General features: G+C 71.8%; 18 protein-coding genes and 1 pseudogene. 9 read left to right on the top strand and 10 right to left on the bottom strand.

The annotated features are described in order from the left end of the window. Positions 1–14 precede the first annotated feature (14 nt). Positions 15–1,673, bottom strand: coding sequence for an alpha/beta-hydrolase family protein (locus tag E2C04_RS17025; RefSeq protein ID WP_135833514.1), 1,659 nt, complete (start codon positions 1,671–1,673; stop codon positions 15–17). A 97-nt stretch (positions 1,674–1,770) separates the two neighbouring features. Beyond that, complete coding sequence (locus tag E2C04_RS17020; protein ID WP_135833513.1) at positions 1,771–2,286, bottom strand: acyl-CoA thioesterase; 516 nt, start codon at positions 2,284–2,286, stop codon at positions 1,771–1,773. Between the two features lie 281 nt (positions 2,287–2,567). On the opposite strand from E2C04_RS17020, the gene E2C04_RS17015 reads away from it, so the two are divergent. After that, positions 2,568–4,715 carry a M4 family metallopeptidase gene (locus tag E2C04_RS17015; protein WP_158630747.1) on the top strand — a complete coding sequence of 716 codons (2,148 nt, stop codon included), beginning with the start codon at positions 2,568–2,570 and terminating at the stop codon, positions 4,713–4,715. A 121-nt stretch (positions 4,716–4,836) separates the two neighbouring features. Here the strand turns inward: E2C04_RS17015 and E2C04_RS17010 are convergent, their stop codons facing one another. Beyond that, on the bottom strand, positions 4,837–5,691 hold the full coding sequence (locus tag E2C04_RS17010) for a prephenate dehydratase (protein ID WP_135833511.1): 855 nt from the start codon (positions 5,689–5,691) through the stop codon (positions 4,837–4,839). Positions 5,692–5,779: 88 nt separating this feature from the next. Between E2C04_RS17010 and E2C04_RS17005 the strand changes: the two genes are divergently transcribed. After that, positions 5,780–6,178 (top strand): DUF4446 family protein, encoded by a 399-nt coding sequence (locus tag E2C04_RS17005; RefSeq protein ID WP_135833510.1) that lies wholly within the window; start codon positions 5,780–5,782, stop codon positions 6,176–6,178. 99 nt (positions 6,179–6,277) lie between these two features. Here E2C04_RS17005 and E2C04_RS20420 read toward each other — a convergent pair whose 3' ends face one another. Next, entirely contained in the window at positions 6,278–6,691 is a 414-nt protein-coding gene (locus E2C04_RS20420) for a diacylglycerol/lipid kinase family protein (RefSeq protein WP_238694360.1), read from the bottom strand. A 70-nt stretch (positions 6,692–6,761) separates the two neighbouring features. Beyond that, a complete protein-coding gene (locus tag E2C04_RS20415; RefSeq protein WP_238694359.1) occupies positions 6,762–7,850 on the bottom strand; it encodes a bifunctional phosphatase PAP2/diacylglycerol kinase family protein in 1,089 nt (362 codons plus the stop codon). A gap of 34 nt (positions 7,851–7,884) precedes the next feature. On the opposite strand from E2C04_RS20415, the gene serS reads away from it, so the two are divergent. From serS to E2C04_RS16980, 4 genes are read left to right on the top strand one after another with little or no spacing between them, the layout of a single operon-like run. Then, the gene (gene serS, locus E2C04_RS16995; protein WP_135833509.1) at positions 7,885–9,168 is read left to right on the top strand and encodes a serine--tRNA ligase; all 1,284 of its coding nucleotides are present in this window, start codon (positions 7,885–7,887) and stop codon (positions 9,166–9,168) included. Beyond that, complete coding sequence (locus E2C04_RS16990) at positions 9,161–10,072, top strand: HAD family hydrolase (protein WP_135833508.1); 912 nt, start codon at positions 9,161–9,163, stop codon at positions 10,070–10,072. The genes serS and E2C04_RS16990 overlap by 8 nt, the downstream gene beginning before the upstream one ends. A 7-nt stretch (positions 10,073–10,079) precedes the next feature. After that, a complete protein-coding gene (locus E2C04_RS16985; RefSeq protein WP_229721406.1) occupies positions 10,080–10,931 on the top strand; it encodes an HAD family hydrolase in 852 nt (283 codons plus the stop codon). A gap of 47 nt (positions 10,932–10,978) precedes the next feature. Continuing rightward, complete coding sequence (locus tag E2C04_RS16980; RefSeq protein ID WP_135833507.1) at positions 10,979–11,590, top strand: DUF4131 domain-containing protein; 612 nt, start codon at positions 10,979–10,981, stop codon at positions 11,588–11,590. Positions 11,591–11,713: 123 nt separating this feature from the next. On the opposite strand, the pseudogene E2C04_RS16975 reads toward E2C04_RS16980, so the two are convergent. The 3 genes and pseudogenes from E2C04_RS16975 to mobA form a co-directional block, all read right to left on the bottom strand. Beyond that, positions 11,714–12,363: pseudogene (locus E2C04_RS16975) on the bottom strand (bacterial proteasome activator family protein). Between the two features lie 61 nt (positions 12,364–12,424). Then, complete coding sequence (locus tag E2C04_RS16970) at positions 12,425–13,408, bottom strand: NAD(P)H-quinone oxidoreductase (protein WP_135833506.1); 984 nt, start codon at positions 13,406–13,408, stop codon at positions 12,425–12,427. A gap of 74 nt (positions 13,409–13,482) precedes the next feature. Further along, positions 13,483–14,004: a molybdenum cofactor guanylyltransferase gene (mobA, locus tag E2C04_RS16965; protein WP_158630746.1), complete on the bottom strand. Its 522-nt coding sequence runs from the start codon at positions 14,002–14,004 to the stop codon at positions 13,483–13,485. 58 nt (positions 14,005–14,062) lie between these two features. Here mobA and E2C04_RS16960 point away from each other — a divergent pair, with 58 nt between their 5' ends. The 3 genes from E2C04_RS16960 to E2C04_RS16950 all read left to right on the top strand — a co-directional run bounded on the left by E2C04_RS16960 (position 14,063) and on the right by E2C04_RS16950 (position 16,715). Then, on the top strand, positions 14,063–14,905 hold the full coding sequence (locus E2C04_RS16960) for a carbon-nitrogen hydrolase family protein (protein ID WP_135833504.1): 843 nt from the start codon (positions 14,063–14,065) through the stop codon (positions 14,903–14,905). A 9-nt stretch (positions 14,906–14,914) separates the two neighbouring features. Continuing rightward, positions 14,915–16,417: a hypothetical protein gene (locus E2C04_RS16955; RefSeq protein ID WP_135833503.1), complete on the top strand. Its 1,503-nt coding sequence runs from the start codon at positions 14,915–14,917 to the stop codon at positions 16,415–16,417. A gap of 67 nt (positions 16,418–16,484) precedes the next feature. After that, complete coding sequence (locus E2C04_RS16950; RefSeq protein ID WP_135833502.1) at positions 16,485–16,715, top strand: biotin/lipoyl-binding carrier protein; 231 nt, start codon at positions 16,485–16,487, stop codon at positions 16,713–16,715. A gap of 28 nt (positions 16,716–16,743) precedes the next feature. On the opposite strand, the gene E2C04_RS16945 is transcribed toward E2C04_RS16950, so the two are convergent. Together E2C04_RS16945 and E2C04_RS16940 are read right to left on the bottom strand one after the other, a co-directional pair. After that, complete coding sequence (locus E2C04_RS16945) at positions 16,744–17,673, bottom strand: TerC family protein (RefSeq protein WP_135833501.1); 930 nt, start codon at positions 17,671–17,673, stop codon at positions 16,744–16,746. A gap of 216 nt (positions 17,674–17,889) precedes the next feature. Continuing rightward, complete coding sequence (locus tag E2C04_RS16940; RefSeq protein ID WP_135833500.1) at positions 17,890–18,699, bottom strand: sulfite exporter TauE/SafE family protein; 810 nt, start codon at positions 18,697–18,699, stop codon at positions 17,890–17,892.

Genomic DNA, 18,699 nt, shown 5'->3' with positions numbered 1-18,699 from the left:
GGGTCGGGGCGCGCTCACGGGCCGGTCCCGGCCAGTGCGGCCCGCAGCTCGGTGACCCGGTCGGGGCTCCACCCCGCGGGCTGCAGCATCGCCGCCCAGGCGAGCAGCGGCTGGGTGCCGTACTTGTGACCCTGGTCGTGCTCGAAGGCGGTGCTGACGGCCATGTCGACGGCCAGGTTGAGGAACGTGGTCACCGGATACCACTCCATCTCCGGGTTGACCGCCGGGTCGAGCGGCTCGCGCAGCCAGTCGGGCTCCTCCCACAGCACGGGCCAGTCCCACCACACGATCGCGTCGTCGGCCTGCTGGAGGAAGACCGACCGCGGGTGGCCGACGACGTCGGAGGCCCGGTTGGCGAAGAGGAGGTCGTCGCCCACGTCCGGCTTGATCTGCAGCGACCCGGGCGCGCGCTCGGCCTCGGCCTCGCGGCGCAGGTGCATCATCGCCGGCGGCCCCACCCACAGCGAGGCGTCGGCGCCCTCGCGCATGGCGTCGAGGGAGGCGTACGCGTTGCTGCCGCCGAAGGAGCCGAGCGACTCGCCGGCGACCAGCAGCAGCGGGCGCTCGTCCGCGGGCTCCTGCTCGACGCGATCGCGGACCGCGTCGACGAGCGCGGCGCCCGCGTCGCCGGCGGCGTGCGACTCGGTGAGGAAGGCCAGCGGGCTGGGCAGGTGGGAGTACTGCACCGAGACCGTGGCGACGTCGCCGCCGTAGAGGTACTCGACCGGCTGCACGATCTGCTCGTTGACCCACCCGGTGCCGGTCGGCACGACGACCAGGACGACGCTGCGGTCGAAGGCGTCGAACCGTTCCAGCTCCTCCAGCGCCAGGGCGGCCTGCTCGTCCGGCTCGGGGGTCGTCGCCCGCCCCACGTAGACCCGCACCGGCTCGACGGCCGCCGCCTCGCCGTCGGTGCGGAACTCCTGCAGCCGCTCTACCGACGGCCCGCGGGTGAGGAAGCGGCGGCCCTCGTCGCCGACCTCCTCCCACGCGACCTCGGAGGCGGGACCGGTCGAGCGCGACGACGACTCCGGCGGGGTCATGCCGTCCTCGACCTCCAGGTCGCTCAGGGTGAAGGTGGCGTTGAGGCCGTCGAGGGTGCGCTGGTAGACCCACGTGTTCAGCGCCGAGGTCACCGCCCAGACCACCAGCACGGTGGCCACGACACCGGCGACCCAGCGCGGCAGGACGCGTCCGCCGGCGCGCGCGACCCGGCGCCGCAGCCAGCCGAGGCCCAGCGCGAGGAGCACCAGCACCGCGGCGACCGCCAGGGTGACGGCGACGGTGCCGCCGTGGACGAGCCAGCTCGAGGAGGGCGAGTGGTCGAGCCGCTCCCACGTCCACCGGTGCTGCGCCACGGCCCGGCGCGACATCAGCGCGACCGCGACGACCAGGGCGACCAGCACGCCCAGGCGGAGACGGTGGTCGGTGCGGCGCGAGAGCCGGGGCGGGGTCCACGACGAGCGTCGTACGCCCCACTCGACGCCGCGGGTCATGCCGGCGCCGAGCCCGTAGCCCACCGCGACCGCGACGCCGCTGACCACGCCCTGGAAGTACCAGTTGCGCACCAGCAGCGACGGCACCAGCGACTGCTGGAAGGCGACCAGCGCCAGCGCCATCCCGAGCAGGCGCGGACGTGCCAGGGCGCGCGACAACCGGGGCGTCTCGTCCATGGCTGCTCCTCGGGTGCGGAGGTCCACCTCGGACCCTAGCCCTGTCGGCGCCCGGGTGCCCGGGTCGTTGGCCCCGTCGGGCTCTCGACCGGACCGCTCAGACGGCGCTCCGCACTGCCTCGGCCCACGTCGAGACCCACGCGGGCAGCTCGAGCTCGGGAGCCTCCGGGATCAGCTCGCGCACCGCGCTGGGCGGGACGTCGCCGCCCTTCTTGTGCAGGAAGCGCACCTGTCCGACCGCGTGCGCGGCGAGCGTGCCGCGCTGCATGAAGCGCGACTCGATGTACATCGCCTTCTCGTCGAAGCCGATCACCCGGGTGTGCAGGTCGAAGCGCTGCCAGGGCTTGAGCGAGCGCCGGTAGCGGATCGTCTGGCTCGCCACGACCGAGTACCAGCCCCGCTCCTGGCAGTGCTGCCACAGGCCGGAGCGGACCATCTGGTCGACGCGGCCGAGGTCCATGAAGCCGAAGTACTTGGCGTTGTTCATGTGGCCCAGCGCGTCCAGGTCGCTGGGCAGCACCCGGAAGGGCGAGCGGGTGGTGCCCCACAGGAGGGTGCGCGGGCGGCGCTTGATGTTGAGCATGAGCCAGATGAGGCGCCAGTAGAGGTTCACCGGCGAAGTCTGGTCCGCCGGCGCGCCGGACGCCATGGCCCGTCCGAGGGGTGGGCCGGCCCGATGCATGCGCGAGGATGGCCCCCGGCCCGATGCATGCGCGAGGATGGCCCCCGGCCCGTGGGTCCGGGTGCGTCGTCTGCGTAGTTCCACGGGTGCTTTTGTCGGCCGCGCCACATACGATGCGGAATCCGTTCGCTTGACTCTTGGGGGAGAAGGAACACATGCGACCACGTCTGACCAGAAAGACGGCTGCGGCGGGGACCATCCTCGCGCTCGCCGTGTCCACCGCAGCCGGGGTCGTGGCGACCTCGCCCGCGACCGCCGCCGACGAGGGCTTCGGTGCCCGCGCCCAGGTGCACGCCAAGGGCGGGCTGGTGAGCTTCGTCGGCACCGAGGCGGGCAAGCCTCTGGCCGCCCCCAAGGGGATCAAGCCGTCCTCGAGCCCGCAGGCCGCCGCCCGTGCCTTCGTGGCGCAGCACGCCGGTGAGTTCGGCCTCGGCAAGCGCTCGACGCTGAAGGCCGACCGGGTCCACGCCCAGGCCACCGGCAACACCACGGTCCGCGTCGTGCAGCAGCTCGACGGCGTCGAGGTGCTCGGCGGCGAGCTCGCCGTCCAGCTCGACGAGGACAACCGCGTCGTCTCCGCCTCGGGCGAGGTGCTGCCCGACCGCAGCACCGCCTCGGTCGGTCGCGCGACCATCAGCCAGGCCGCAGCGATCCGCTCCGCCAAGGCGTACGTCGCCCGCGGCGCCGGGGTGAAGCCGAGCCAGGTCACCGCCGTCCACGAGGGCCTCAAGGTCTACGACGCCGCCATCATCGGCAGCGACAAGATCCCCGGTGCCCGCACGGTCCACGCGGTCGAGGTCTCCTTCTCCGACCACGTACGTCGCCAGGTCTTCGTCGACGCCCAGATCGGCGCGATCGTCGACGCGTTCGACGAGATCCACACCGCCAAGAACCGTCGCGTCTGCGACGCCGGCAACACCGCCGCCGGCCTGCCGTGCAAGAGCCCGGTCCTGGTCGAGGGTGGCAACGCTGCCGCGCAGAACGCCGAGGTCCAGCAGGCCTACGTCTACTCCGGCGCCACGTACGACTGGTTCAAGGCGCAGTTCAACCGTGACTCGATCGACGGCAAGGGGATGCCGCTCATCTCGACGGTGCGCTACTGCCCGCCGGACGCCGGCTGCCCCTACGCCAACGCGTTCTGGAACGGTTCGCAGATGACCTACGGCGCGGGCTACGCCTCCGCCGACGACGTGGTGGGCCACGAGCTCGCGCACGGCGTCACCGAGCGCTCCTCGAAGCTCTTCTACTCGTACCAGTCGGGTGCGATCAACGAGTCGATCTCCGACATCTTCGGTGAGTTCGTCGACCTGGCCACCAGCTCGCCGAACGACACCGCCGCCGACCGCTGGAAGCTCGGCGAGTCGCTGCCGATCGGCGCGATCCGCCACATGTCCAACCCGAACCTCTACGACCAGCCGGCGCGGATGAACGACCCGCTCTACTACCGCGGCACGGGTGACAACGGCGGCGTCCACTACAACAGCGGCGTCGGCAACAAGGCCGCCACCCTGATGGTCGACGGCGGCTCGTTCAACGGCCAGACCGTCACCGGCATCGGCATCGCGAAGACCGCTGCTGTCTGGTACGAGGCCAACACCGGCATCCTCACCTCGGCCAGCGACTACCAGGACCTGGCCCGTGCGCTGCGCCAGGCCTGCAAGAACCTGGTCGGCACGAAGGGGATCTCCTACTCCAACTGCTCGCAGGTCGACAAGGCCGTCAAGGCGACCCAGATGGACATCCCGCGCTCCAACGCCAAGGACATGCAGACCTGCAAGCGGGTCAGCTGGACCTTCTCCGACGGTCTGGAGAAGGGCGGCAAGAAGTGGAAGGCGCAGCGCCCCTGGTTCGTCCCGGGCAACCCCAACAACCTGGGCTTCGACGCCACCTACGCCAGCACCGGCAAGAAGAACATGTGGGGCTTCGACCGTCCGGGCAACTGGTTCCCGGACAGCAACAAGGGCCGGGCGAAGGACTACTCGGTCCGCACCAAGCACAAGGTCAAGGTGCCCAAGCACAAGAGCTCCTTCCTGCGCTTCCGCCACGCCTACCTCTTCGACACCGACAACGGCAAGAACTACGACGGCGGTCGCGTCGAGTACTCGTACAACGGCAAGAAGTGGATGGACCTCTTCAACGGCAAGTACCCGAACAAGGTGCACGCCAAGGGCTCCAAGTTCGCCGGCAAGCGCGCGTTCGCCGGTGAGAGTGGCGGCTACCGCCAGCAGGTCGTGAAGTTCCCGAAGAAGGCCCGCGGCAAGAAGGTCTTCCTCCGGTTCGGGATCGCCACCGAGGCGTCGGTCAACATCTACGCGCTCGGCTGGTTCATCGACGACATCGGAGTCGGCCGCTGCAAGTGATGCTCAGCGCATGACCTTCTGAGGTCGAGGAGAACGGCGACGCCGGGAGCGAGAGTGATCTCGTTCCCGGCGTCGGCCATTCGTGGGGCAGCTGAGCGGCGATGCTGCGTGGGCGCTGGCCTCAGCTGTGGTCGGCGCGCTCCGGGGCGGCGGGATAGACGCCGAGCACCTTGATCTCGGTGGTGAAGAAGGCGAGCTCCTCGAGCGCCCGGGCCAGGCCGGTGTCGTCGGGGTGGCCGTCGACCTCCGCCAGGAACTGGGTCGCGGTGAAGCCGCCGCCCACCATGTAGCTCTCCAGCTTGGTCATGTTGACGCTGTTGGTGGCGAAGCCGCCGAGCGCCTTGTAGAGCGCGGCCGGGAGGTTGCGCACGTTGAAGATGAAGCTGGTGACGACCGGGCCGTTGCCCTGCGGCGCCTTGACGTAGTCGCGCGACAGCACCACGAAGCGGGTGGTGTTGTGGTCCTCGTCCTCGACCTCCGTACGCAGCACGTCGAGGCCGTAGATCTCGGCGGCGAGCGGCGGGGCGAGCGCGGCCTGCGAGGTGTCGCCCGACTCGGCGACCTCCCGGGCAGCGCCGGCGGTGTCACCCGAGATGACCGGGGTGGCGCCGAGCTCCTTGATCACCTTGCGGCACTGGCCCAGCGCGTGGACGTGGCTGTGGATGGTCCGCACGCCCGCCTCGTCGGCCCCGGGCAGCGCCATCAGGTTGAAGGTGATGCGCAGAAAGTGCTCGGCGATGATGTGCAGCGACGACGCCGGCAGGAAGTGGTGGATGTCGGCGACGCGGCCAGCCAGCGAGTTGTCGATCGGGATCATCGCCAGGTCGGCGTCGCCGCTCTCGACGGCCGCGAAGACGTCCTCGAACGAGGCGCACGGCACGGCTTCGTGGTGGTAGTGCTGGGCGCAGACGATGTGGGAGTTGGCGCCGGGCTCGCCCTGGTAGGCGATGCGGCGGGTCTTCTCGGTGGCACTCACACGGACCACTTTCCCACGAGCCCGAGCCCGTTTGCGCCGAGGCCGCGTCGCGCGGTCACCAGCACGTCGCCGCGACTAGGCTGCCGCCGTGTCCTACCTCGCGGTCCCTGCCCTGCTCCTCGCCGTCGTCGCGGTGGTCTTCTCGGTCGTCGCGCTGCGGCGTACGGCCGGCTCCCGCCCGGTCCCCGGTGCCGCTCCGCTGCCCGAGGACGTGGTCGGCCTGCGCCGCGAGGTCGCTGCGCTCCAGGCCGCCTCCAACGGCGCGCTGCGCCACCTCTCGGTGGTCCGGTACGACGCCTTCGGTGACGTCGGCGGTCACCTCTCGTGGTCGGTCGCGCTGCTCGACGACGCCGGCGACGGGGTGGTGCTCACCTCGATCCACGGGCGCAGCGAGGCGCGGACGTACGCGAAGACGATCAGCTCGTGGTCGAGCGACGCCCAGCTCTCCCCCGAGGAGGAGGAGGCCGTCGCGCACGCGCGGGGCTGACCCTCCCCTTCCTGGCGGGACGTCATCATGGCCGGTGGCTGGGGCCGCCGCCCGTGATGACGTTGTGGGTTGGATCAGCGCGGAACGCGGCTCCGTGAATCAGCGCGGCACGCGCACCAGCAACCGACCCGGCACGCAGGTCATCGTCAGCTCGCGGCCCTCACCGATCGAGTCGCCGTCGAGCTGGCGCGGGGTCGCGATCGCGGCCCGGATCGCCACGGTCGACCCGGTCAACCGGTCGATGGTGGAGTCGGTCCGCTTGCTGCGCACCAGCACGCGCGCGGCCAGCGGCACCCACGACAGGAAGCTCTTCGGGTGCAGGATCACGACGTCGATCTGGCCGTCGTCGATGGTCGCGTCGGGCAGCAGCGGCATGCCGGCCTGGAGGTAGCCGACGTTGCCGACCACGACCGTACGGGCGCGGTGCGTCGTCGCCGGGCCCCCGTCGATCGAGATCTCCACCTTCACCGCGGGGAACATCAGCGACTTCAGGCCCGACACGATGTAGGCCACCCAGCCGATTCGCTTCTTGATGTCGTCGTTGACGCCTCCATGATCGCGGCGTCGAAGCCCATGCCGGCCATCACATGAAGTGGCTCTTCTCGATGCCGTCGCCGGTCACCTCGACCATGTCGATGGCGCGGTCCTGGCCGTTGAGGCCGACGTCGATCGCAGAGCGGATGTAGAGCGGGACGTCGAGGTTGCGGGCCAGAAGGTTGCCGGTGCCGGCGGGGATGATGCCGACCGGGATGCCGGAGCCGGCGAGCTGGGCGCAGACCTCGCGCACCGTGCCGTCGCCACCGCAGACCAGGACGAGGTCGACGCCGTCGGCGGCAGCGGCGGCCGCCATCCCGGTGCCCGGGTCCTCGACGGTCGTGTAGTGCCAGGTCGGCTCCTGCCAACCGGCGTCGCGGGCCAGGTTGGTGACCAGGTCGCGGAAGGCGCCGACGTCCTCCACCTTGATCGGGTTGAGCACCACCGCGAGCCGCTTGCGCGAGGAGTAGACCTCCTGCAACGGCTCGATCTTCTCCGCGATGCTCTTCGGGCGCGGGTCGAACCAGACCAGCGCCACGAGCAGCACGGAGAGTGCCAGCAGCGTGCCGGCGATGACGTCGGTGGGGTAGTGGCGACCGAGCAGCACGCGGTCGAGCACCACGACCAGCCAGATCAGGCTCAGACCGGTCATGGCGGCGCGGCGCATCGCCTGCTTGCGCAGGAAGATCACGGCGAGCACGGCCAGCAGCCCGGTGTAGGCGGTGATCGAGGACGCGTGACCCGAGGGGAAGCTGAGCGTGTCGTGCAGCCCGAGCGCCTCCTGCCAGTCGGGGCGCTCTCGGCTCAGAAGGAGTTTCAGTCCGGTGGTCAGCAGTGAGGTCACGACCATCACCACGACCGTGATGATCGCGGCGCGCGGATGCTTCTTCCACAGCAGCGCCCCGGCCAGCAGCACCGTCAGCACCGTCATGCCGACGGTGTTGAAGAGGTCCTCGACCACCAGCAGCACCTGGGTCAGCAGGTCGTGGCGCGCCGTCCAGCCAGCGGCCTCCTGACCGAGGTCGTCGAGGCCGGCGAGCGGCGTACGCTCCCAGGTCACCGCGAAGGCGAGCGCAGCGAAGAGCAGGGCGCAGACGCCGGCAGCGGTCAGGAGCTTCGGTCGGGTTCGATCCAGCACACGAGCGAGTATGCCCAAAGGCTAGCCTTGCAGCATGATCGATCCCCGCCTGTTGCGCGAGAGCCCCGACCGTGTGCGAGCCAGCCTGGCCAAGCGTGGACACTCCGACGAGGTCGTCGACCGGGCCCTGGCCGCCGACACCGCGCGGCGCGAGGCGATCGCCTCCTTCGAGGCCAAGCGCGCGGAGCAGAAGCAGCTCGGCAAGCTGATCCCGAAGGCCGCCCCCGACGAGAAGGCCGAGCTGCTGGCGCGCACCAAGACGCTGGCCGCCGACGTCAAGGCCGCCGAGGAGTCCCAGAAGGCCGCCGAGGCCGTGTGGGTCGACCTGCTCAAGACCTTCCCCAACATGACCCACCCCGACGTCCCCGAGGGCGGCGAGGACGACTCGGTCGTGCTCGAGTACGTCGGCACCCCCCGCGACTTCGCCGCCGAGGGCTTCGAGCCCCGCGACCACGTCGAGCTCGGCAAGATCCTCGGCGCGATCGACCTCGACCGCGGCGCCAAGGTCTCCGGCTCGCGCTTCTACTTCCTCACCGGCGTCGGCGCCGAGCTCGAGCTCGCGCTCGTCAACATGGCGATGGAGCTGGCCCGCGAGGCCGGCTTCACCCAGGTCATCGCCCCCTCGCTGGTCAAGCCCGAGGCGATGGACGGCACCGGCTTCCTCGGCCAGGCCGCCGACGACGTCTACCGGATCGAGGGCGAGGACCTCTACCTCGTCGGTACGTCCGAGGTCGCGATGGCTGCCTACCACTCCGGAGAGATCCTCGACGCGGAGTCGCTGCCGCGCCGTTACGCCGCCTTCAGCCCCTGCTTCCGCAAGGAGGCCGGCTCGCACGGCAAGGACACCAAGGGCATCATCCGGGTGCACTGGTTCGACAAGGTCGAGATGTTCGTCTACACCACGCTCGAGGAGGCCGAGGCCGAGCACGCGCGCCTGCTGGCCTGGGAGCGTGCCTTCATGGACAAGCTCGAGGTGGCCTACCAGGTCGTCTCGATCGCGGCCGGCGACCTCGGCCTGAGCGCCAGCCGCAAGTTCGACCTCGAGGCGTGGATCCCCACCCAGGGCAAGTACCGCGAGCTCACCTCGACCTCCAACTGCACCGACTTCCAGTCGCGTCGCCTCGACGTGCGTACGCGTGACGCCGAGGGCTCGACCGTCCCGGTCGCCACGCTCAACGGCACGCTCACCGCGATCACCCGCGCCATCGTCGCGGTGCTCGAGACGCACCAGCAGGCCGACGGCTCGGTGAAGGTGCCGAAGGCGCTGCAGAAGTGGATGGGCCGCGAGGTCCTGGAGCCGGTGATCCCCGTTGGCTGAAGCCTCGGTCGAGCAGGGGAGGACCCGGTCGGGCGCCGAGCCCGAGCCGGGGTGGCGCCCTGCCCTGGTCGCGCTCGACATCGACGGCACGCTGCTGGCGTGGGTCGACGGGCAGGACGTGCCCTACGAGACGATCCGCCAGCCCGTCTTCGACGCGATCCACCGGGCCCGTGACGCCGGCGCCCACATCGTGCTGGCCAGCGGCCGCTCGCCGCACGGCATGACGACGATCGCCGACCTGCTCAAGCTGCCGGTCGAGGGATCGCCGGAGGACCCGACGCCCGACGTCGACGACCGGCTCTGGGTCGTCGCCTCCAACGGGTCGGTGATCTTCCGCTACGCCCCGACGGAGGTCGTCCACGAGGAGGTCTTCGACGCGGCTCCGGCCGTGCGCGCGATCCTCGAGCACCACCCCGACGCCCTGGTCGCCGCGGAGGAGCGCGAGATCGGTGGCTACCTGGTCAACCGGCCCTTCCCGCCGGGCGAGCTCAACGGCGAGCAGGTGATCACGCCGGTCGAGGAGATCGTCGGGCAGCCGGTCAACCGTGTCGTCGTGCGTGACCCCGAGTCGACGGCCGACGACTTCCTCGAGACCGCCGCCAAGCTGGGTCTGCACGGCACCGACTACGTCGTCGGCTGGAGCGCCTGGATCGACTTCGCGCCGGCGGGTGTCTCCAAGGCGTCGGGCCTGCAGCACGTCTGCGACGCCCTCGGTGTCGACCCGGTCGACGTGCTGGCGATCGGTGACGGCCGCAACGACCTCGAGATGCTGGCCTGGGCCGGCCGGGGGGTGGCGATGGGCCAGGCGATCGAGGAGGTCCGGGCGGCTGCCGACGCGGTGACCGCGACGGTCCACGACGACGGCGTGGCCGTCGAGCTCGACCGCTGGTTCGGCCAGGGCTGAGGCCGCCGTGACCACCAGCGACGTGCCGAGGGCCGACGAGGACGGCGCCGTCGCGCCCCCGGCCCCGCCGCGCCTGGTGGCGACCGACCTCGACGGGACGCTGCTCGGCCCCGACGGCGCGGTGAGCAGCTACACCCGTGAGGTGCTGCTGGCGCTGGAGGAGCGCGACGTCCCGGTGGTCTTCGTGACCGGGCGCCCGATCCGCTGGATGGAGACGCTGTGGGCGGAGGTCGGCGGCCACGGCCTGGCGATCCTCAGCAACGGTGGCATCGTCTACGACGTCGCCTCGCACTCCGTACGCCGCGCGCACACCATCGCGCCCGACGTCCTGGTCCGCGTGGCCGCGCTGCTGCGCGCCGCAGTGCCCGGCACCACCTTCGCCCTGGAGAAGACGACCGGCTTCTCCCGCGAGCCCGACTTCATGCCGCGGATGCAGGTCAACACCGACCCCGGCTTCCCGGTCGGCGCGCTGGAGGAGCTGGTCGACGACCAGGTCGTGAAGCTGCTCGCCCGCCACGAGGAGCAGGAGCCGGAGGAGTTCTGGCGCCTGGCCGAGGAGGCGGTGGGCCACGAGGTCACCACCACCTGGTCGTCGGTCGGCACGCTCGTGGAGATCTCCGGCGCGGGCGTCACCAAGGCCTCGACGCTGGCGTCGCTCTGCGGCGACCTCGGCATCGACCGCAGCGAGGTCGTCGCCTTCGGCGACATGCCCAACGACCTGCCGCTGCTCGACTGGGCGGGGCACGCCTACGCGATGGAGAACGCCCACCCCTCGGTGCTGGCCAGCGCCGAGCACGCGGCCCCGCACCACGCCGACGACGGTGTCGCCCGGACGTTGGCGCGGCTCTTCGGCCTCTGAGGTCGGCGCGCGGAGCCAGCCCTGTGGGGCGGCGCTACGCTGTCGCCATGCCGTACGCCGCCCCACGTCCCCGCCGCGGCGCGCACCCCCGTGAGTGGTCGCGCGCCGTCCTGACCCTGCTGCTCACCGCGTTGCTCGCGGGGGGCGGGATCCTGGCCACGGCGACCCCGGCGCAGGCGTGCACCTGCCAGACCAGCGACCTCAGGAAGCTGACCAAGCAGGCCGACGTCGTCTACACCGGCGTCGTGCAGAGCAGCTCGACCACCGACGAGGGGCAGCGGCAGTTCCAGGTGGTCGCCCAGCGGCTCTTCAAGGGTGACCTCGCGAGTGCTCGCGTCACGGTCACCGACGCGATCGGCGCAGGCTGCGGCATCGGCGAGCCGGAGGAGGGGGAGCGCTGGCTCTTCCTCACCACGACCGCCAATGCGACCGGCCTCTGCTCCGGCACGCGCCCGTTGAAGCAGCGCGACCTGGTGAAGGTGCAGAGGTCTCTCGGCGTGGGGGAGCGGCTTCCCGCCCCCGACCCTGCCAAGGCCGTACGCACGAAGGTCGAGGGCGCGGCGCCCGTCGACTTCGCTCGACTCGCGGCGCCCGGTGCGGCAGCGATCCTGCTCGGCCTGCTCGGCCTCGCCGTGGTGGGGCGGCTCAACCGCCACTGACGCGGGCGCCACGGCGTACGAGTGACGTGGCCCGCCGTTCCGAAGTAGTTCACGAAATGATCGAACGGCCGTTCATTTCGCGAAGGGTGTCCGAGACGTCCGGCTGAGCCAGGGGCGCCGCCCTCAGAGGTACATGCCGCCCGTGGGGTGCGGCGTACCGTCCGAGGCCTGCTGGCCGCCCTGCTGGGGAGCCTGGCCCTGGCCGTCACCGCCGGGCGCCATCCCGGGGAGCGCGCGCCGCATCTGCTCCAGCTGGGCGCGGCTCGCCATCTGCTGGGCGTAGATCGCGGTCTGGATGCCGTGGAAGAGGCCCTCCAGCCACCCGACCAGCTGGGCCTGGGCGATCCGGAGCTCACCCTCGGACGGGGTGGCGTCGTCGGTGAAGGGCAGCGCGATGCGCTCCAGCTCCTCGATCAGCTCGGGGGCCAGGCCCGACTCGAGCTCCTTGATGGAGGCCTGGTGGATGTCACGCAGACGGGCGCGGCTGGCCTCGTCGAGCGGGCCGCCTTCACCTCCTCGAGCAGCTGGCGGATCATCGAGCCGATCCGCATCACCTTGGCGGGCTGCTCGACCAGCTCGGTGACGCTCGCGGACGACCCGTCGTCGTCGGCGTCACCCTGGGCCTGGGCGACGACCTCGGCAGGCACGGTGCCGACCGGGGTGCCGTCGGGACCGATCACCAGGACGTGTCCCTCAGGGACCTCGACCTGCACCTCGGTCACGACCTCGTCCTGGTCGGGGCTCGACGGGTTCTCGGCGGGGGCGTCAGTCATGGGCCCCACCCTAGTTCGGCGTCGGTCATGCCCGTCGCCAGGTGAGCCCCGGACCGCACGCTCAGTCAGCGACCTTGAGGACGATCTTGCCGACGTGGCCGCTGTCGTCCATCAGCTGGTGGGCGCGGGCCACCTCCTCCAGGGGGAGCACCTCGTGGACCACCGGCTGCACCTGACCGTCGGCGACCAGCGGCCACACGTGCTCGACCACGTCGGCGCAGATGAGCGCCTTCTGCTCCTCGGGCCGGGCGCGCAGCGAGGTCGCGATCACCGAGCCGCGCTTGGCCAGCAGCTGGGAGATGTTGAGCTCGGCCTTCACCCCGCCCTGCATCCCGATGATCACCAGGCGTCCGTCGTCGGCCAGCGCCGAGACGTTGTCGGCGAGGTACTTGGCGCCCATGTTGTCGAGCACGACGTCGACGCCACGGCCGTCGGTGGCCTCGCGCACGACCTCGAGGAAGCTCTCCTCGCGGTAGTTGATCGTCACGTCGGCGCCCAGCTCGGCGCAGACCGCCAGCTTCTCCGCGGAGCCGGCCGTGGTGAAGACCTTGATCCCCATCGCGGAGGCGAGCTGGATGGCGAAGGTGCCGATGCCGCCCGCTCCGCCGTGCACCAGGAACGAGTCGCCGGAGTCGAGGCCGGCGGTCATGAAGACGTTGGACCAGACGGTCGCCGCGACCTCGGGCAGCGCCGCGGCCGAGACCAGGTCGACACCCTCCGGCACCGGCATGAGCTGGCCCTGCGGCACGACCACCTGGCTGGCGTAGCCACCGCCGGCGAGCAGCGCGCAGACCTCGTCGCCCACCTGCCAGTCGGTGACGCCCTCGCCCAGCGCGGCGACCCGGCCGCTGCACTCCAGGCCCAGCACCTCCGACGCACCGGGCGGCGCCGGGTAGAAGCCCTTGCGCTGCAGGGTGTCGGCCTTGTTGACGGCGGTCGCGACCACCTCGACGAGGACCTCGCCCGCTCCGGGCGTGAGGTCGGGCAGGTCGACGACGGTGAGGACCTCAGGCCCTACGGGCTCGGTGATCGTGACGGCGCGCATGGCCCCGAGCGTAGCCCCGGCCCTACTCCTCGAGGGCTGCCACGTCCGCAGGTGTGTCCAGGTCGCTCGCCTCGTCACCCTCCGCCACGACCGCGGCCAGGTCGAGCCCCGCGAGCAGGCGGAAGAGTCCCTCCGTGGGCGTCCGACGGGCGTACGTCGTCGAGCCGCGCCGTGCGCAGCGCCAGGCAGAGCTGCCTGCGGCCGTCACCGTCGACCAGGACCGCCCCGTCGCGGTCGCCCTCCGTCGCGGCGGCGAGCAGGCGGCGTACGGTCGCCGGGGTCACCAGCGGCATGTCGACCGCCAACCCCACCAGCCACTCGGTGGCCCCGGTCGCCCCGAGCGCGTCGCGACCCGCCAGCAGCCCGGCCGCCGGGCCACCTCCCGCAGGCTCCTCCCGGGCCGTCCGGACCTCCGGCCTCCCCGCCACCGGTGCCCCCACGATGACCACGTCGGCCGCCTCCTCGACCGCCGCCAGGGCATGGTCGAGCAGCGTCCGACCATGCAGGACGACGCCCGCCTTGTCGACCCCACCCATGCGTACGCCCGTCCCCCCGGTCAGCACGACGGCGCCGAAGGCAGGAAGCTGTCCACTCACGGAGACCATGCTCGCAGCCCCTTGGGATCGGAGGGGTCCGCGTGCCACTCTGGAGGGCATGGCACCGGGACACACCGAGGACCACTCCCAGGACAGCTCCCAGGACAGCTCCCAGGACAGTTCCGAGGACCACTCCACGCTGCAGGTGCGGCTCGTGCAGGCCGCCGCCAGCCTGGATCCCGCCGAGAACCGGGAGCGCCTCACCGCCCTGGTCGCCCACGCCGAGCCGGGTGAGCTCGTCGTCTTCCCGGAGGTCTTCGCCCGCGACTTCGGCAAGCCGGGCAGCGACCTGTCGCCCTTCGCCGAGGAGCTCGACGGCGAGTTCGTGACGACGCTCGCCAAGACGGCCGCCGACCGGGGGATCACGATCGTGGCCGGGATGATCCGCGCCGGCGAGGACCCCGCGCGGCCCTACAACACCTTGGTCGTGCGGGGCGCCGCCAACGCCGAGTACGACAAGATCCACCTCTACGACTCGTTCGGCTACCAGGAGTCCGACCGGCTCAGCGCGGGCGCGTGGAAGCCGGTGGTCGTCGACGTCAACGGCTTCAAGGTCGGCCTGATGACCTGCTACGACCTGCGCTTCCCCGAGCTGGCCCGCGCCCTGGTCGACGCCGGCGCGGAGGTGCTGGTGCTCCCCGCCGCGTGGGTGGCCGGCGAGCGCAAGCGCGACCACTGGCGCACCCTCGTGCACGCGCGCGCCATCGAGAACACCGTCTTCGTGGTCGCCGTCGGGCAGCCCGAGCCGCGCTACACCGGCCATTCGACCGTCGTCAGCCCGATGGGCGACGTGCTGGTCGAGCTCGGCTGCGGTGAGGGCAACGTGGTGGCGACGCTGGATCGTGAGCAGCTGGTCCGTGCCAGGACCGTGAACCCGTCGTTGGCGAACCGACGCGGGTAACCTCGCTGCGTGTCTGCTCAACGTCCCGGTCGCCGAGCTGCCCCGAAGCCCTCCCGTTTCGGCGGCTTCAAGGTGACCCGCAACGGAAAGCCGCCGGCCGGGCGCCGCATCGCCGGGCCGGGGGACACGACGACGTCGATCCCGGTCGTGCAGGAGCCGCTGCGCGAGAGCGAGCCCATGGCGGTGCATCCCGACCCGCTCGACCGGCCGCTGCTCGACTCCGACCCGTTCGGCATCCGGGCCGCGCTCTCCACGCCGGCCGCCCCGGCCCCGGTCGCGCCGCCGGTGCTGCCGCCCGCCGTCGCCCCCGTCCTGCCCGAGGTCACGCTCCCTGCAGCAGGCCCGGTGGTCAACCACGTCTCCCAGGACGCCGTCGTCGGAGCGGTGCCGCCCGTCGTCGAGCCGGTCGTCGACCTGGCGCCGGCGCCGCTCGACCTGCCGCCCGCCCCCGACCCCGACTTCCGGGCGCCGGAGGGCTACGTCGCCGAGCCGCCCGTGCCGGTCGCCGTCGACCGCGAGCGCTCCGAGGCCTCGCTGCAGCGGCGCCGGGCAGCCCGCGCACGTCTGTTCTTCTGGTCCTGCCTGCTGCTCGCCGGCACCATGCTGCTCGGCGCGGCCGCCTTGCACCGTGGCCCCGAGTGGCTCGACGGTGCGGGCGCGGTCTGCGTCCTCGCGACGTACGCCTGGGCGGTGATGGCGCGCACCGGCGGTCGCCAGGTCGTCTTCTCGGTCCTGGCGGTCGCCATCGGGGTGACGGCCGTGGCCTGGGACGAACCGATCCTGCGCAGCGGTGCCGCGGTGCTGACCTGCGTGACCAGCGCGCTGCTGGCGGTGGTGCTCACCGTGCCCGCCCGCACCTTCCTGGCGGCCGTGCGCGAGGTCGTGGTCGCCACCGCGATCGCCTCCATCGGCGCCTTTGCGACGGTCGGCTTCGAGCCGGTCGCCTCCACCACCCGCTTCGAGTACGTGACCCTCGCCGTCGGCTTCCTGCTGATGTTCGCCCTGGTCTGGCGCTTCGCCGCCGGTCTGCACGGCCTCGGCACCCGCGGCCTGGTGATCGTCGTCGTCGGCTCCCTGGTGCTCGCCGTCAGCCTCGTCTACACCGAGCTGCTGCGCAGCTACGGCGGCGGTGGCCTGGCTCGCAGCGGCGACGACCTGGCCGAGTGGATGCGCTCGACGATCGGTGCCGTGCCGCGGCCGCTGACGATCTTCCTGGGCGTGCCCGCGCTGGTCTGGGGCGTGCACATGCGCGCCCGTCGCCGCCAGGGCTGGTGGGTCTGCGCCTTCGGTGCCGCCGCGACGCTGCCGGTCGCGCAGCGCCTGGTCAACCTCGACACCTCGTACGTCGAGGCGGGGCTCCAGACCGCGTACAGCGTCGCGCTCGGCCTGGTCGTCGGCTACCTGATCATCCGCCTCGACCTGGCCTTCACGGGCCAGCGCGGGGCGCGGGCGCGGGCCGCCGAGGAGGCCCACGCCGTACGCCCGGAGCCTCCCCGCTTCTCGTCCCTCTGAGCGGTGCCGCGGGTCGGCTCGTGGGTCGGGTTTCTGGTACCTGCCGGTAACGCTTAGCGTCCCTCGCATGGCCCGCGAGAAGACCTTCCCCGTCACCGCCGACATGGTGGCGAACGTCCTGGAGGTGCCGGTCGCCGTCGGTGACTCCGTCGAGATCGGCGAGACCGTCGTGCTGCTGGAGTCGATGAAGATGGAGATCCCCGTGCTCGCCGAGGTCTCCGGCGTCGTCAGCGACGTACGCTTCGAGCCCGGCGCCGTCGTCCAGGAGGGCGACGTGCTGCTCGTCCTCACCTACTGACCCGCCCGCCCGACGCCCGGGCTGCGGCTCAGACTCCTGCCCCCTCGCGCTCGTCCCCGGTGGCGCGCAGGCTCCACAGCACCGCGACGGTGATGCTGGTGGCGATGACGCCGAGCGAGAGCCAGATCGGGATCTTCACGACGTCGAGCAGCAGCATCTTGACGCCGACGAAGACCAGGATCGCCGCCAGCCCCACCTTGAGGTGGACAAAGCGGTGCATGAGGTCGGCGAGCAGGAAGTACATCGCCCGCAGGCCGAGGATCGCGAAGGCGTTGCTGGTGAAGACGAGGAACGGCTCCTGGGTGACCGCGAAGATCGCGGGGATGGAGTCGACCGCGAAGATGATGTCGGTCGTCTCGATCAGCAGGAGCACGAAGAAGAGCGGGGTGGCCACCCAGCCGCCCGCCCGCCGCACCCAGAACCTCTGCCCGTGGAGCTCCGGCGTCGAGGGGATCCGCCTCTGGGCCCAGCGCAGCACGGGGCTGCGGGTGGGGTCCCATTCGTCGGCGCGGTGGATGAGCATCTTCGCGCCGGTGTAGACGAGGAAGGCCCCGAACACGTAGAGGACCCAGGCGAAGTTCTCGATCAGCACCACCCCGCCGGCGATGAAGACCGCCCGGAACACCAAGGCCCCCAGCACGCCGTAGAACAGCACCCGGTGCTGGTACTCCCTGGGGACGGCGAACGAGGTGAAGATCAGGGCGAACACGAAGACGTTGTCCACCGCCAGCGACTTCTCGATCAGGTAGCCGGCGAAGTACTCACCGCCGGCGCGGGGGCCGTAGGCCCACCAGACGACACCACCGAACGCCACCCCGAGCGAGACCCAGAGCGCCGACCAGGCGGCGGCCTCCCGCACCGACACGACGTGGGCCGTTCGGTGCGCGAACAGGTCGATCGCGAGCATCGCGACGATGACGGCCAGGACCGCGGCCCAGGCCCAGATGGGGACATCCATGACACACCTCCAGCTGCCCGCGTGGCGGGCGGTTGGAGGTCTCCCCCGCCGACTCGACCGGGTCGAGTGCGGCCGACGCACCGGGTCGGACAGGGCCGACCGAACTGACGAGGCGTCGAGGTGGGGTACTCCCCTCGTGCGCAGCATTGTCCGTGAGCTGCGCTTCGTACGTCAAGGGTCACCGCAGGCGCCGGGCCCGCGGTGGTGCCGGGGCGGTCAGCCCAGCAGCACCTCGACGCCGGTGAAGATGCCGACGCCGATGACCAGCGCGGCGAAGGCGCCGGAGAGCGCGCGGCGGTTGACCCGTCCGGCCAGGCCGGTGCCGGCCACGGCTCCCACGACCGCGGCTGCGGCCAGCGGGACGACCACCGACCAGTCGGGCTGGCTGCCGAGCCCGGCGCGGGTGGCCAGCGCGGTCGCGCTGGTCAGGGCGATCACGACGAGCGAGGTCCCGGCCGCGTGCCGCATCGGCAGTCCGAGCGCGAGCACCAGGGCCGGCACGATCAGGAAGCCTCCGCCGACGCCGAGGAAGCCGGTGAGCAGGCCCACCGCGGTGGCGGTGGCGAGCACCTTCAGGGCCACCGGCCAGTTGATGGTCAGTCGGGGGTCGAAGGTGAGGACGGGCTCGGCGAAGTCGTCGGCCTCCTCCTGGGCCGTCTCCCGCCTGCGCAGCTGACGCACCATCAGGGCGCCGACCAGCAGCATCAGCACGGCGAAGCTGGCCGTGAGGGCGACCTCCGGCACGTGCGTGGAGGCCAGGGCTCCCAGCACGGTGCCACCGGTCGCGGTCGCGCCGAAGACGAGGCCCCGCAGCACGAGCGCCCGCCCGGCCCGGCGGGCCGTGACCGCGCCGACCAGTGCCGACGTGCCGACCACGATCAGGGAGCCCGTGGTGGCGGTCGTCGGCGACTGGTCGAAGAGGTGCAGCAGCACCGGAACGGCCAGGATCGAGCCGCCCGCGCCGAGGGCGCCCAGGGTCAGGCCGATCGCCAGGCCGACGGCGATCGCCAGGAGCGTCGTGACCAC

It is taken from the genome of Nocardioides daphniae, assembly GCF_004777465.1.
Classification (GTDB): Bacteria; Actinomycetota; Actinomycetes; order Propionibacteriales; family Nocardioidaceae; genus Nocardioides; species Nocardioides daphniae.
This window is presented reverse-complemented; position numbering and strand designations above follow the sequence as displayed.

Excerpts from the sequence above, each read along its gene's own strand:
- E2C04_RS17025 (WP_135833514.1), bottom strand. The coding sequence starts at position 1,673 with ATGGACGAGACGCCCCGGTTGTCGCGCGCCCTGGCACGTCCGCGCCTG.
- serS (WP_135833509.1), top strand. The coding sequence starts at position 7,885 with ATGATCGATCCCCGCCTGTTGCGCGAGAGCCCCGACCGTGTGCGAGCC.
- E2C04_RS16980 (WP_135833507.1), top strand. The coding sequence starts at position 10,979 with ATGCCGTACGCCGCCCCACGTCCCCGCCGCGGCGCGCACCCCCGTGAG.
- E2C04_RS16970 (WP_135833506.1), bottom strand. The coding sequence starts at position 13,408 with ATGCGCGCCGTCACGATCACCGAGCCCGTAGGGCCTGAGGTCCTCACC.
- E2C04_RS16960 (WP_135833504.1), top strand. The coding sequence starts at position 14,063 with ATGGCACCGGGACACACCGAGGACCACTCCCAGGACAGCTCCCAGGAC.
- E2C04_RS16950 (WP_135833502.1), top strand. The coding sequence starts at position 16,485 with ATGGCCCGCGAGAAGACCTTCCCCGTCACCGCCGACATGGTGGCGAAC.
- E2C04_RS16945 (WP_135833501.1), bottom strand. The coding sequence starts at position 17,673 with ATGGATGTCCCCATCTGGGCCTGGGCCGCGGTCCTGGCCGTCATCGTC.